The sequence below is a fragment of the Planomonospora algeriensis genome, assembly GCF_977012225.1.
Genome location: NZ_CDRNDK010000004.1, coordinates 35,975 through 50,245, shown reverse-complemented (window position 1 = coordinate 50,245; position 14,271 = coordinate 35,975). Strand labels below are relative to the sequence as shown.

General features: G+C 72.9%; 7 protein-coding genes and 2 pseudogenes. 4 read left to right on the top strand and 5 right to left on the bottom strand.

Annotated elements, in window-relative coordinates:
* Positions 1–1,003 (bottom strand): N-6 DNA methylase (locus tag ACWJ6R_RS01120; RefSeq protein WP_449060396.1); only part of this gene is annotated, 1,003 nt, incomplete at its 3' end.
* An 84-nt stretch (positions 1,004–1,087) separates the two neighbouring features.
* Between ACWJ6R_RS01120 and ACWJ6R_RS01115 the strand changes: the two genes are divergently transcribed.
* A complete protein-coding gene (locus tag ACWJ6R_RS01115; protein WP_449060395.1) occupies positions 1,088–1,678 on the top strand; it encodes a PP2C family protein-serine/threonine phosphatase in 591 nt (196 codons plus the stop codon).
* Between the two features lie 5 nt (positions 1,679–1,683).
* Positions 1,684–1,884: a hypothetical protein gene (locus tag ACWJ6R_RS01110; RefSeq protein WP_449060394.1), complete on the top strand. Its 201-nt coding sequence runs from the start codon at positions 1,684–1,686 to the stop codon at positions 1,882–1,884.
* 176 nt (positions 1,885–2,060) lie between these two features.
* Here the strand turns inward: ACWJ6R_RS01110 and ACWJ6R_RS01105 are convergent.
* The 4 genes and pseudogenes from ACWJ6R_RS01105 to ACWJ6R_RS01090 all read right to left on the bottom strand — a co-directional run bounded on the left by ACWJ6R_RS01105 (position 2,061) and on the right by ACWJ6R_RS01090 (position 11,217).
* A pseudogene (locus tag ACWJ6R_RS01105) lies at positions 2,061–7,036 on the bottom strand (DNA repair ATPase).
* Between the two features lie 239 nt (positions 7,037–7,275).
* Positions 7,276–9,355: pseudogene (locus ACWJ6R_RS01100) on the bottom strand (flotillin family protein); the annotation flags it as partial.
* A gap of 12 nt (positions 9,356–9,367) precedes the next feature.
* Positions 9,368–10,009, bottom strand: coding sequence for a hypothetical protein (locus ACWJ6R_RS01095; protein ID WP_449060393.1), 642 nt, complete (start codon positions 10,007–10,009; stop codon positions 9,368–9,370).
* 443 nt (positions 10,010–10,452) lie between these two features.
* Positions 10,453–11,217 (bottom strand): PP2C family protein-serine/threonine phosphatase, encoded by a 765-nt coding sequence (locus ACWJ6R_RS01090; RefSeq protein WP_449060392.1) that lies wholly within the window; start codon positions 11,215–11,217, stop codon positions 10,453–10,455.
* A gap of 236 nt (positions 11,218–11,453) precedes the next feature.
* Here ACWJ6R_RS01090 and ACWJ6R_RS01085 point away from each other — a divergent pair, with 236 nt between their 5' ends.
* Positions 11,454–13,040, top strand: a complete 1,587-nt coding sequence (locus ACWJ6R_RS01085; RefSeq protein ID WP_449060391.1) for a peptide chain release factor 3 — start codon at positions 11,454–11,456, stop codon at positions 13,038–13,040.
* A gap of 204 nt (positions 13,041–13,244) precedes the next feature.
* Positions 13,245–14,225: a Gfo/Idh/MocA family protein gene (locus tag ACWJ6R_RS01080; RefSeq protein ID WP_449060390.1), complete on the top strand. Its 981-nt coding sequence runs from the start codon at positions 13,245–13,247 to the stop codon at positions 14,223–14,225.
* Positions 14,226–14,271: the final 46 nt, after the last annotated feature.

The window sequence follows — 14,271 nt, the reverse complement described above, 5'->3', positions numbered from 1 at the left end:
CGACGGCCCGCAGGGCCCCGGCCCGCAGCAGGTTGCCCCGGATGCGCTTGCCCGGACGGCGGCCGGCCGCGGCGGCGGGCATCAGGATCGCCACCAGCCCGCCCGGCCGCACGTGGGCCAGGCAGTGCTGCACCCAGGCGAGCTCGGACTCGCCGCGGGGCGGCAGGCCGTACTCCCAGCGGGGGTCGCCGGCCAGCTCCTCGTAGCCCCACGCGCGCTCGTTGAACGGCGGGTCGCAGACCACCGCGTCGGCGAGCTCGCCGGCCAGGCGGTCCTCGCGGAGCGAGTCGCCGGCGGTGATCCGCGCGGGGGCGCCACGCAGCAGCAGCCGGACCGCGGCGAGCCGGGCGTTCGTCTCGCTGAGCTCCTGGCCGACCGGGACGCCGGCGGGCAGCAGCAGGGTGCCGAGACCGCAGGCCGGGTCCAGCACGGTGCCGCCGTCCGGGACGACCAGCCGGGTCATCAGCGCCGCCACGTCCTCCCGGGTCACCGCGAGCTGCCGGGAGTGCGCCTCGGCGTAGCGTTCGCAGAGGAACTCGAACGCCGCCAGCGGGCCGTCCGCCGCGGCGAGCCGGGCGACCAGCCGGAGCAGGGCGCGGTCGTCGGGCAGGGGCTCGGCGGAGCCGGGCAGGTCGGCGGTGGCGGCCGCGACGCGCTCGGCGAGGGACCGCCCGCCGTTTCCGTCCCAGGCGTCCGGCTCGCGGTGCAGGAAGAGCAGGAAGGCGCCGATCCGGCCCACCAGCCCGCCCAGCCGCAGGTCGTCGGCGGTGGTCCGGATCCGCTGCCAGACCAGGTCGCCGAGGGAGACCTCGAAGGACTTGCCGTTGCCGCGCAGCCACGCGGCGACCTCGGACAGGGAGAAGAGCGGGCTGGAGGCGGTGCCGCCGACCGGCTGCGGGAAGTCCTCGTGGCGGCGGCGCCAGTTGCTCACGGCGGCCCGTCCCACGTCGGCGAGCCGGGCGATGTCGCCCGCGTTGACGGTGATGTCCCGGCTCTCCTCCATAGCCAGTCAGAGTAGTTGACCGGGCTGAAACGGTCTACAACATCTTTGCTTGTGAAGTGCTTCAACCAGTGCTTTACTGCCCTCATGGCACAAAACGAAGGACTGGCACTGCGCTACGCCGCCCGCTCCGACGTCGGGGTCCGCCGCGAGTCCAACGAGGACTCGGGTTACGCCAGCGCGCGCCTGCTGGCCGTCGCCGACGGGATGGGCGGCCACGCGGGCGGAGAGGTCGCCAGCTCGCTCGCCGTCACGGTCCTGGCCGCGCTGGACGAGAGCCTGCCGGTGACGGGCGCCGATCTGCGGGACGCCCTCAAGGGCGTCGCCAGGGACGTCAACCACGCGCTGCGCGAGACGGCCGAGCGCGAGCCCGCGCTGCGCGGGATGGGCACCACCTTCACCGCCATGCTCTGGGACGGCGCCGCGTTCGCCCTGGCCCACGTCGGCGACTCCCGTGCCTACATGCTGCGCGACGGCGCGCTCTTCCAGATCACGCACGACCACACCCTCGTCCAGTCGCTGGTGGACGACGGGCGGATCACCCCCGAGCAGGCGGCCGAGCACCCGCGCCGGTCGATGGTCTTGCGCGTGCTGGAGGGCACCGGCGACGGCGAGCTGGACCTGACCCTGCGCGAGGCCGGCCGGGTGACCGCTACCTGCTCTGCTCCGACGGCCTGACCGCCGTGGTCGGCCCGGAGACCCTGTTCAACACCCTCACCGACGTCGGCGATCCCGACGAGGCCGCCCGGCTCCTGATCGACCTGGCCAACCGGGGCGGCGGCCCGGACAACATCACCTGCGTCGTCGCCGACTTCGGCCCCCACCCGGCCTCAGCGGAGCGCCTCGTCGTCGGCGCCGCGAACGAGCGCAAGCTCACGCCCTGACCGCCTGGGCCTCCGGCTTCCGGCGCTCGGGAAGGGCAGGCAGGGCGGGCAGGGCCGGAGCCCCCGGCTGCCGCCCGCCCTCCACGGCCCCGCTCTCTTACGGCCCTGCTCTCTTACGGCCCTGCTCTCTTACGGCTCCGCTCTCTTACGGCCCCGCTCTCTTACGGCTCCGGCTCTCACGGCTCCGGGGCGAGCCGCTCGGCGGCCTGCCCGATGGCGGTGCTGACCCGGTCGGCGAGCAGGCCGACGGCGCCGACGGCCCGGGTCACCGCGTCGTCCTCGCTGCCGCCGAGGGCCTGGGCGCGCACGTACGCGGCCTTCACCTCGGCCCACCGCCCGGCCTGCTCCGGGGTGAGCCGCCCCCGGAGCTCGGCCAGCTTGAGCAGGTTGGCCTCGGCGCCGGAGGTGAGGGTCTGCGCCTCGCCGAGATAGTGGTCGTCGATGACGGCCTCCAGCTCGGCGTCGTTCATCACCGGCACGATCCGGGCGGCGAGCTTGGCCATGTTCCGGTAGGACCCCTGCAGCTGGAACGGCGGCTCGGTCCGCGCGTCGTCGGACTGGGCGGCCGAGGCGATGTAGGCCCGGTTGACGGCCAGCACCACCCGCTGGACCTGGAGCAGCCGCCGCAGCACGGCGAGGACCTGCTCCAGCTCGACCGGGGAGTAGGGGTGGGCTAGCCGGTCGGCGCGGACGGCGGGGTCGCCCTGCGCCAGCCGTACCAGCAGGCGGACGTCGTCGCGGTCGCGGGTGGACAGCGGCGCCAGGACCGGGTTGGAGGTCAGCGCGTTGTCCACGTAGCTCAGCGCGAACAGCTCCTCCCGGCCCGAGAGCACGTCGCCGAGGTTCCAGACGTCGGCGCGGTTGGCGAGCATGTCGGGGATGCGGAACCGCTTGCCGGACTCGGTGTACGGGTTGCCCGCCATGCAGACCGCGAAGCGCTTGCCGCGCAGGTCGTAGGTGCGGCTCCGGCCGTTCCAGACCCCCTCCATGCGGCGCTGGCCGTCGCAGAGCGAGATGAACTTCTGCAGCAGCTCGGGGGAGGTGTGCTGGATGTCGTCGAGGTAGAGCAGGACGTTGCTGCCCATCTCCAGCGCGAGGTTGATCTTCTCGACCTCCTGGCGGGAGGTCGCGTCGGGCGCCTCGGCCGGGTCCACCGAGGTGACGTGGTGGCCCAGCGCCGGGCCGTTGACCTTCACGAAGACCAGGCCCAGGCGGCCGGCGACGTACTCCATCAGGGTCGTCTTGCCGTAGCCGGGCGGGGAGATGAGCAGCAGCAGGCCCATCTGGTCGGTCCGCTTGGCGTCGCCGCTCGCGCCCAGCTGCTTGGCCAGGTTGTCGCCGATGAGCGGCAGGTAGACCTCGTCGAGCAGCTGGTTGCGGACGAACGAGCTCATCACCTTCGGCCGGTACTCCTCCAGCCGCAGGCGCGTCCGCTCGGCGGCGACCAGCTCGTTGCGCCGCCGCAGGTACTCCCGGTAGGCGGGGACGCGGTGGGTCCTGAAGCGCCGGGTCCTGGCGAGGAACTCGTCCAGGCGCACCTCCAGCCGCCGCCCGGTGACGCGCGGGTGCGCGCCGAGCAGGCCCTCGACGGTCGCGGTCAGCGCCGCCGAGGAGTCGTGCCGGGGCAGCTCGCACAGGAGTACGGCCAGCGCCTCGGGCAGCTCGGGGGAGCGCTCGAACGCCTCCAGCCACGCCCCCGCCAGCCGTACGCGGGCGGGCAGGTCCCCGGCGAGGGCGCGCAGGTCGTCCTCGAACTCCGTGCGGGCCGGGCCCAGCGCCCGGTCGAAGCGCTCCAGCAGCCTCCGGGCCCCGGCGCTCGTCACGAACCCGGCGGCGCGCCCGCCAGCTCCTCGAACAGGTACTCCCCGGCGAGCGCGGCGACGTCGTCCCCGGCCCCCGTGCCCGTGCCGTTCAGGTCTGCCGTGAAGGCCGCGACGGCCGAGCTCAGGGCGCGGCAGGTCTCCTCCACCGCCTCCACCCGCCCGAAGCGGGCGCGGGCCCGCGCCAGCGAGACCGCCTTGGTGCTCCAGGAGGCGCGTGCGGCCTCGTCCGTGCCGAAGGCCCAGAAGAACTGGGCGGCGGCGCGGGCGGCCGGGGGGTAGCGGAGCAGCCCCGCGCCCGCGTGCAGCCGGAGCACGACGTCGAGGATCGCCGCGGCGTCGTGGTCGTGCACGCCCCGCTCGTAACCCTCGTCGTAGCGGCTCTCCGCGACCCGCCGGACGATCCCGAGCAGCTCGCCCTCGGCCACCGCGGCCTCGTGCAGCGCGTCCAGTGAGACCGCGGGGCCGCCGTCCACGGCACCACCGCCTACGGCACCGCCGCCTAAGCCGCCGTCCACGGCACCACCGCCTACGGCGCCGCCGTTCACCGGCCCGCCGTTCGAGGGGCCGCCCGTGACCGGTGCGCCCGCCTCGGCGGCGGCCAGGATCCAGGCGGCCAGGTGCTCACCCCGGTAGACCTCCGGCGACTCCGAGACCAGCAGCTGGGACCAGAACGGCCGGGTCGCGGCGAACGCCGGGTCGGTGACGGGGGAGCGGTAGTCGGTCCCGGTGACCGCGAACGCCATCGCCTCGCCGTGCGGGACCAGCGTCAGGTCGGAGGCCTGGGTGTTGACCGCGAAGCGGTGCCGGCCCAGCCTGATCGTCTCGCCGCCGTCGCTGTAGAGGTCGAGGCGGTCGCGCAGGGCGCGGCCGGCCTCCTGGCGGGCGGACTTGACCCGCCCCTCCAGCTCCTCGGCGCGGACCGCCTCGCCCAGCTCGCGCAGCTCCCCGGCGACCGCGTGCAGCTTGGTCACCATCGGGTCGGAGGCGAAGTAGGTGTTGATCTCGTCGACCGAGCCGAGCGAGGCCACCCGGCGCCGCACGCTGGACAGGATCCGGTCCGCCGACTCGGCCAGCCGGTCCGCCCGGCGGGCCCGCTCGTCCAGCAGCGCCTGCCGCCGGGAGGAGAACGCCTCGTAGACGTCCTCGCGCTTGGCGCCCAGCTGGGCCAGGAAGTCGTCGAACTCGGTGAAGCGCGACTCCAGGTTCTCCAGCCGGAGCATCAGCCTGCCGAGCTGCTCGTCGCACCGGTCGGGGGTGTCGGCCACCGCGAGGGCGCCGGTGACCGCCTGCCCCAGCAGCGCGAACTCGGCGGCGAAGGCGGCGCGGCCCTCGGTCGCCAGCAGCTCGCGCCGGCGCGCCTCCAGGGTGGCCCGGGCCCGGTTGACCCCGCCGAGGACCTCGCCGATCCGCTCCAGGATGCCGGTGCGCGCCCCCGCGTCGGCGATGTCGAGCGTGCCGACCACCTCGATCACGATCTCCAGGCCCCGCGACTGCTCGGCCAGGCGCTCGCCCACGCCCGTCGCCTCGGCCGTGCCGGCGATGGCCCCGGCCTCCTCGACCAGCCGCCCGACCTCGGCGTGGTAGCCGGCGAAGGCGTCCTGGCGCTGCAGGAAGCCGACCGCGCGCTGCGCCGTGTCGTCGAGCGCGGCCGCCAGCTCGGCGTCCAGCCGGTCGATCCGGCCGGTGTCGGCGTAGCGCAGCTCGCGCAGGGTCACCAGGTGCCCCTGCGCCTGGCGGAGCCCGGCCAGCCGGGTGACCCACTCGGTGGCGGAGCGGGCCGCCTCGCCGCGGGACCGCCGCACCAGGGAGCCGATCTCCTCCGCCGCGGCGTCCACCGCCGCCGCGGCCTGCCCGGTGAGCGAGCGGACCTTCTCGAACTCGTCCAGCACCTGCTCGGCGGTGGCCCGGACGTCGGCCAGCGGCGCGCGCAGCTCGTGGTCGCCCAGCCAGTGGTAGAGGTCGAACACGCGCGTGCAGGCCGCGATCAGCGCCTCGAAGACGGCGTCCGACGGCGCCATCTCCTCGACCATGCGGGCCACCGACAGGCAGTCGGAGATGCCGCGCACCAGCTCCGCGTTGCCGATCCGCTCCAGCGGCCCGCCGCCGACCGGCTGCGCGGCGGCGTAGACGTCGGAGGTGAACGGCGTCTGCCACACCTGCATCGGGTGCACCCGGGTCGGCTCGTCCGAGGTCGCCCGGAACACCACCAGCGTGCCGTCGTCGAACAGCGAGTAGCCGTGGCAGGGGATCGGCGTCGCCACCTGCTTGCGGATCACGTTGTACGGCAGCAGCAGCGACCGGCCCTCGGCCCGGGCGTAGAACACGTAGAGCACGTCCTCGCCGTTGGCCGAGCGGACGACCCGCTCGAACTCCAGGTCGGTGACGTCGGTGTCGAAGGTCTTGCTGACCCCGGTGGACAGGTAGTAGCCGCCGGGGAAGATGATGCCCTGGTCCTCGGGGAGCCGCCGGCAGGCCTGGCCGATGCCGTCCAGCCGTACGACGTCCTTGGTCCGGGTGTTGAAGACCAGGTGCCGCCAGGCGGTCTCGTTGTAGGGGCGGATGCGCAGCAGGATCAGCGGGCCGATCCTGGCGTGCTGCACGTCGGCGTCGGCGAGGCTCTGCAGCGGCTCGTCGACCGGCTCGTGGTAGATCCCCTCGCCGGTCTCCGTGTTGTCCTCGATCTTGATGGTGAGGTCGCCGCCGACGGTCTCGACGAACACCTCCCCCTGGATCGAGATGTGCGGGTGGCGGCCGAGCACGTGGTCGTCGCGGGTGGCGGCGGTCCACTCGAAGTCGTGCGAGGCGGGGAAGACGTGGTCGCGCTCGCCGCGGTCGTCGACGTAGGCGAGCGAGCCGTCCGCGCCGACCTGCCAGCGCAGCACCCGGATGTCCTTCGGACCGGTCTGGAAGACGGCCAGCAGCCTGCCGTCGATCCGGCGGAGCTGGACCAGCCGGGTCTGGCGGTAGTACCGGTAGAGCTCGGCGAAGTCCCGCTCGAACTGCGGGTGCTGGAAGAGCGGTTCGGCGTCGAACCGGAACGCTTCGCCGTCCCGGCTGAAGCGGTGCATGGAGAAGACGTCGGCGACGGCCGTCTCCGGCTTCAGCCCGATGAACACGTTGTAGCCGAACAGCATCAGGTCGCCGATCGACACGATGTCGCGGGGCACGCAGTTGTTCTCGGTGCGGATGCGCTCGGTGCCGATCAGGCGGAGCTCGGCCCCGCCGAAGACGTCCAGCCGCCGGGCGTTGAGCTCCTCGGCCCGCCGGGCCAGCTCGGCCGCCTGCTCGGCGAGCCGGGCGCGGAGCACCTCGTAGGTGCCCGCGTCCAGCGTCCGGCCCGCCGTACCCGCCGTGTTCTCCGTGTTCCCCGCGTTCCCCGCGGTCCCGGTCCCGTCCGGGGTCTCGGTGACGGTCACGTCCGGTGTCACTCCCGGCCCGCGTCGGCGACCGGACCGTTCATCGGGCGGTCGGCGAGGTCGGTGACCGCGACGGGCACGGCGGCGGTGGACGTCACCGGCGGCTCAGGCGACACGGTGGCCGTGACGGTGGCCGCGGGCGCCACCGGAGGCGCGGTGACCGTCGGCGCCGCGGCGCCGGCGGTGCCGAGCAGCTCGCGCAGCCGGGCGCCCTCGGGGCCGCCCTCGTTCATCAGCTTGACCAGCAGCGCCGAGACCGACAGGTCCCGCACGTCGCCGCTGCCCAGCGAGCCGAGGATCCGGGTCAGGTCGGCGGGCAGGCTCTGCGACCCGTCGAGGTACGGCCCGGCGAGCGCGCGGGCGACGTCGGAGTGCTCCACGAAGCCGTCGACGGTCTTGCCCATGGTGACCGCCCCGACCAGCTTGTCGAAGAACACGCTGTCGCCGCCGACGATGTCGATGTTGGCCTTCTCCAGCCCCGCGGCGAGCACCACGGCCTGCGCCTCGGCGAGCTTGACCTGGGAGGTGACACCGGCCAGGCGGATCTCCTTCTCCATGTCGAGGCGGAGGCGGTACTCCTCGTGGCCCCGGCTCGCGTCGTCCAGCGCGGCCATCGCCGCCGCCTTCTCGGTGAGGCCCTCGGCCTCGGCCTTCAGCCGCTCGCCGATCCGGGCCGCCTCGGCCAGCGCCTTGGCCTGCTCGCCCTCGGCCTCCGCCTTGAGCTTCTCGCGCACCGAGGTGGCGACGGCGTGCGCCTTGGCCTGCTCGCCCTCGGCGGCGGCCAGCGCCTTCTCCCGCTCGACCGCGGCCTCGGCCCGGCCGACCTTCTCGATCGCGGGCGGCGTTGCGCTCGGCGACCTGCACCTCGGCCAGGCCCTCGGCGGCGGCCTCGGCCTGCACGCCCTCGGCCAGGCGGATCTTCGCGCGGGCGTCGAGCTCGGCGGCCTGCTGGCGCGCCTCGGCCAGCACCAGGGCCTCGCGGGCCTTGTGCTTGGACGCGGCCTCGGCGGCCTCGGCGGCCTTGATGTCCTTGACCAGGTTCTCCTGGGCCTCGGCCTCCGCCTGGATGATCACGGCCTGGCGGGTCCGCTCGGCCTCCTCGACCACCCGCAGGCGCTTGATGCTCTCCTCCTGCTCGGCGACCGTCTTCTCGACCGCGATGCGCTCCCGGACCACCTCGGCGATCGAGCGCTTCTCGCCCTCGACCTCCTTGTCCTTGGAGATGCGCGACAGCTCGGTCTCGCGCTCGCGGGAGATGACCTCCAGCATGCGGTCCTTCTCGATCCGCTCGCTCTCGATGGCGATGACCCGCTCGCGGTTCTTGGCCGCGACCGCGATCTCCCGGGCCTGGTTCTCCTGCTGGATGCCGAGCTGCTCCTGGGTGCGCAGGTCGGCGGCCTGGGCCTTGAGCCGCTCCTCTGCTCGGACCCGGGCGATCTCCGCCTCCTCGCGGGCGCGCATGGTCTCGACCTCGCGCTTCTGCTTGATCTCCGCGTCGGCCTGGCGGCGCTCCAGCTCCAGGATGGCCTCCCGCGCGTCCACGTTCTGGCGGGTGATCTCCTTCTCCTCGTGCCGCTGGAACTCGTTGGTCCGCACGTGCTCGATCGCGGTCAGCTCGGTGATCTTCCGGATGCCCTGGGCGTCGAGGATGTTGGCCGGGTCGAGCTTGCTCAGCGGCGTCTGCTCCAGGTAGTCGATCGCCGCGTCCTCCAGGCTGTAGCCGTTCAGGTCGGTGCCGATGACCTGGATGATCTGGTCGCGGAACTGGTCGCGCTGGGTGTAGAGGTCGACGAAGTCGAGCTGCTTGCCGACGGTCTTCAGCGCCTCGGAGAACTTGGCGTTGAACAGCTCCTGCAGCGTCTCGGCGTCGCTGGCGCGGGCGGTGCCGATCGCCTGGGCGACCTTCACCACGTCCTCGACGGTCTTGTTGACCCGGACGAAGAAGGTGATCTTGATGTCCGCCCGGATGTTGTCCCGGCAGATCAGGCCCTCGTTGCCGGAGCGCTCGATCTCGATGGTCTTCACCGAGATGTCCATGAACTCGGCCTTGTGCAGCACGGGCAGGACGACCGCGCCGGTGAAGGTGACGTCGACCTTGTTGACCTTCGAGACGATCAGGGCCCTGCCCTGCTCGACCTTGTGGAAAAGGCGCGTGATCATGAATATCAGGCCGATGGCGACGAGCAGCACGACGGCCAGGAGCACGCCGAAACCGGTGGAGATGACGTCCATGGATTCCCTCGTTCAGATGGGACGGTCGGGGTCGAGTTCCGCGTCGTACGGCATCACCCAGAAGAACTCGCCGGGGGCGTCGTAGGCGAATATCAGGGCGGTGCTGCCGGCGCCGAAGACGTCGTCGCCGGTCTGCCTTACCTGGACGAGAGCGGAGGAGCCGTCGGGGGAGGTGACCTCGGCCTGGCCGAAGTCCCGCCCCACCCGGCCGGTGCGGATGACGCAGGTGCGGCCCACGAAGTCGGCGCGGGAGGGGACGCGCTCCTTCGGTACGGCGCGCCGCAGCGGCAGCGTGAGCAGGCGGGTGCCGAGCCAGGCGCAGGCGGCCGCCGCGACCGGTACGGCGGACAGGACCGGGGTCCCCGCGGCGAGAACGGACCCGGTGAGGCTGGCGAACCAGGCGACGGCCACCAGCAGCGAGACGGTCACCGCGACCGGCACCCCGCCGAGTCCGAGGCCCGCCAGGAACCCGGCGAAGCCCCCGCCGCCCGGGACCTCGGCGGCCTCGGCGCCCTCACTCGCGGCGTCGTCGCCGAGCGCCGTGCCGGTGAGGAGGGAGATGATCCAGTAGCCGATCACCACGATCAGCGGGAAGCTGAACAGCACGGTGGGAAAGGCCAGTGCGGCGTCGACGAATTCGTGCAACCGACCCATTGGTATGAGAGATCCCCCTGCTGGTGCCCACCGGTGCGTCCCCCGAACGCATGCGCCTGACTATATGTCTATAAAGAACGAGTAAAAGAGAAGGTTCCCGAAAGTTGAAAAATATCCGTCTGGAGACGGAGACGGCGGCGGCCCGGATCCGCCCGGCGGCCTACCGGGGGTCGGCCGCCGGGCGGTCCACGGGAGCGGGCACGGCGGGCCGGCGGCCCTAGGTGCTCGTGATCATGTAGGCGAGGCCGACGAGGATGGCGACGGGGATGAGCCAGACGATGGCCTCGCGGGCGAATTCCTTGTACACGGCGGCGTCCCTTCGCGAGAGCGGTGGCGGGAGACGGGCTCGGGAGACCGACGATAGCCGCCTGCGGGGGACCGGCCAAGGGTTTCCACGCGGCGGTCCCGGTGCGGCTCGGCGGGGCAGGCCGTACGGCGCGGTGCTACGTCGCGGCGGCGCCGACGATCAGCGGGGCGTCCTGCGCGGGTCCCGGTTCGTCGACCACGTCGGCCACCACGCAGGTGATGTTGTCCGGGCCGCCGGCGTCGCAGGCGAGCTCGATGAGCGTGCGGGCGACGGTGTCGAGGTCGTCGATCGTGGCGAGCACGTGCCGGAGGCGGTCGGCGTCGACCACCCCGGACAGGCCGTCGGAGCAGAGCAGGTAGCGGTCGCCGACCTCGGCGTCCCGCAGGGACAGGTCGACCTCGATGGTGTCGCTGCCGTCCAGGACCTGGAGCAGGATCGACCGGTGCGGATGGCGGGCCGCCTCCTCGGCGGTGATCCGGCCGTCGTCCATCAGGGTCTGGACGAGCGTGTGGTCGTAGGTGATCTGGTAGAGGTCGCCCTCGCGGAGCAGGTAGGCCCGGGAGTCGCCGATGTGGGCCAGGGCCACGCGGGGGCCGTCCCAGAGCATCAGGGTCAGCGTGGTGCCCATCCCGGTGAGGCTCGGGTCCTGCTCGACCATCTCACGCAGGCGCCGGTTGGCGCGGTGGACCCCGTTCTCGGCGGCGGCGACGAGGTCGGGTGGGCACTCGTGGTCCAGCGGTGCGACCGTGGCGACCGCGGCCGCGCTGGCGACCTCCCCGCCCACGTGGCCGCCCATCCCGTCGGCGACGGCCAGCAGCCGGGGGCCGGCGTAGGCGGAGTCCTCGTTGCCCTGGCGGACCCGGCCGACGTCGGAACCCGCCGCATAGCGAAGCGTGATCATCTGCACACCACTGCTGGAACGTCGAGTCGCACGAGTGAATCGCTTTCAGACGGTCGGTACGGGCACGAGATCTCCCAACGATCCACTGTGCGCCCGTACTGGCGCAAGCGGCCCGGGGAAGTGTCGTCACATCAATCGGCGCGCGCGGTGGCGCGTAAGCTGTTTCGGCACCCTGGATGAGAGTACGGACGACAGTACCCGGACACGGGTCCCCACGGCACGGCGAGGAGAAGACGATGAGCACCGCGATCGGGCAGGAGGCGGCGCGGCGCCGCACGTTCGCGGTGATCAGCCACCCCGACGCCGGAAAGTCGACCATGACCGAGGCGCTGGCGCTGCACGCCTCGGCGATCACCGAGGCCGGCGCCGTGCACGGCAAGGCCGGGCGGCGCGGCGTGACCTCCGACTGGATGGACATGGAGAAGGCCCGGGGCATCTCCATCACCTCGGCCGCGCTCCGCTTCGAGTACCGCGGGCACATGTTCAACCTGGTGGACACGCCCGGCCACGCCGACTTCTCCGAGGACACCTACCGGGTGCTGGCCGCCGTCGACTGCGCGGTCATGCTGCTCGACGCGGCCAAGGGCATGGAGCCGCAGACCCTGAAGCTCTTCGAGGTCTGCCGCCACCGGCGCATCCCCGTCATCACGTTCGTCAACAAGTGGGACCGGCCCGGCCGCGAGGCGCTGGAGCTGCTGGACGAGATCCAGGAGAAGACCGGCCTGAAGCCCACCCCCATCACCTGGCCGATCGGCACCGGCGGCTTCTTCCACGGGGTGATCGACCGGATCGCCGACCGGGCCGTCCGCTACACCCGCACGCCCGGCGGCGCCACCAAGGCCATCGAGACCGAGCTCACCCCCGATCAGGCGGTCGCGGAGATCGGCGAGGACTGGGAGCGGTCGAGGGACGAGGCCGACCTGCTCTCGGCGATCGGGTCCGACCACGACCAGAAGGCGTTCGAGGCCCACGAGACGACCCCGGTGCTGTTCGGCGCGGCCCTGTCCAACTTCGGCGTCGGCCGCCTGCTGGACGCCATGGTGGACATCGCGCCGCCGCCCGCGCCCCGCCCCGACGTCAAGGACGACCCGCGCCCGCTGGAGGAGCCGTTCTCCGGCCTGGTCTTCAAGGTCCAGGCCAACATGGACCCCTCGCACCGCGACCGGATCGCCTTCGTCCGGGTCTGCTCCGGCCGCTTCGAGCGCGGCATGGTGCTCACCCACGCGGCGACCGGGCGCCCCTTCGCCACCAAGTACGCCCAGTCGGTCTTCGGCCAGGAGCGCGCCACGATCGACGAGGCCTATCCCGGCGACGTGATCGGCCTGGTCAACGCCACGGCCCTGCGGCCGGGCGACACCCTCTACGACGGGCGCGCGGTCGAGTTCCCGAAGATCCCGAGCTTCGCGCCGGAGCACTTCTGGACCGCCCGGGTCCGCGACTCCAGCCGGTCCAAGCAGTTCCGCAAGGGCATCGAGCAGATGGAGGCCGAGGGCGTCGTCCAGGTGCTCCGCTCCGAGATCCGCGGCGACCAGTCGCCGGTGCTCGCGGCGGTCGGCCCGATGCAGTTCGACGTCGTCAAGCACCGGCTGGCCGGGGAGTTCAACACCGAGATCGCCCTGGACCGGCTCGACTTCAGCCTGGCCCGCCTCACCGACGCCGAGTCCGCGCCGATCCTGACCCGCCAGCGCGGGGTCGAGGTCCTCACCCGGACCATCGACGGGGCGCTGCTGGCGCTGTTCACCGACGAGTGGCGGATGCGCGGCGTCCTGCGCGACCACCCGAACCTGGTCCTGGAGCCGCTGCTCGCCGACACGCGCGCCTGACGGCCCGTCCCGCCGTACGGCCCCGGCCCGTTGTGCGGCTCCCGGCCCGCCGTACGGCCTCGTCTCCGAACGGGCCGTACGGCGGGCCGCCCGGCCGTACGGCGGGTCGGACAGCGCCTGTACGGCGTGCGGCGCGGTCCAGGTGAGGCCGACCGTGATGGGAGCGTTCCCACCAGTTGTCCGGGCATGATGTGATATGTCGTTATGAGCACGATTAAGTGGGGCATCCTGGCGACCGGCGGCATCGCCGCGACCTTCACCGAGGACCTGAAGCTGCTGCCGGACGCCGAGGTGGTCGCCGTCGGGTCCCGGTCGATCGCGAGCGCGCAGGCCTTCGCCGACCGCTACGGCATCCCCCGTGCCCACGGCACCTGGGCCGAGCTGGCCGCCGACCCCGAGGTGGACATCGTCTACGTCGCCACCCCGCACAGCGCCCACTACGACGCCGTGACGACCTGCCTGAACGCGGGCAAGGCCGTCCTGTGCGAGAAGCCGTTCACCCTCGACCGGACCCGGGCCGCCGAGCTGGTGGACCTGGCGCGCGAGCGCGGGCTCTTCCTGATGGAGGCCATGTGGATGCGCTGCAACCCGGCGATCCGCAAGCTCGTCGAGCTGGTCCGGGAGGGCGTGCTCGGCCCGGTCAACACCGTGCACGCCGACTTCGGCATCTCCGTCGAGGTCGGCCCCGACCACCGGCTCCGCGACCCCGCGCTGGGCGGCGGCGCCCTGATGGACCTGGGCGTCTACCCGGTCTCCTTCGCCCACATGCTGCTCGGCGCCCCCGAGAGGGTGCAGTCCTGGTCCCGGCTCACCCCCGAGGGCGTGGACGAGAACACCGGCATGCTCTTCGGCTACGCGGACGGCGCCGTCGCGATGCTCTCCTGCGGCATCACCGCGCACAGCCCGGTCACGGCCTCGGTCTCCGGGCCGCTCGGCCGGATCGAGCTGCCGCACCTGTTCTTCCGGCCGGAGGCCTTCACGCTGTACCGGACGGACGGCGAGCCCGAGACCTTCCAGGTGCCCTTCGACGGCAACGGCATGAACCACGAGGCCGTCGAGGCCATGCGCTGCCTGCGTGAGGGGCTGCTGGAGAGCCCGCTCGTGCCCTGGCGGTCGACGCTCGAGGTGATGGGCCTCCTGGACGAGATCCGCGCCCAGGCGGGAGTGCGCTTCCCCGGCGAATGACCTGGAGAGTGACCCGGGCGGGCCCTCCTGTCCGCCCGGCGGAGCG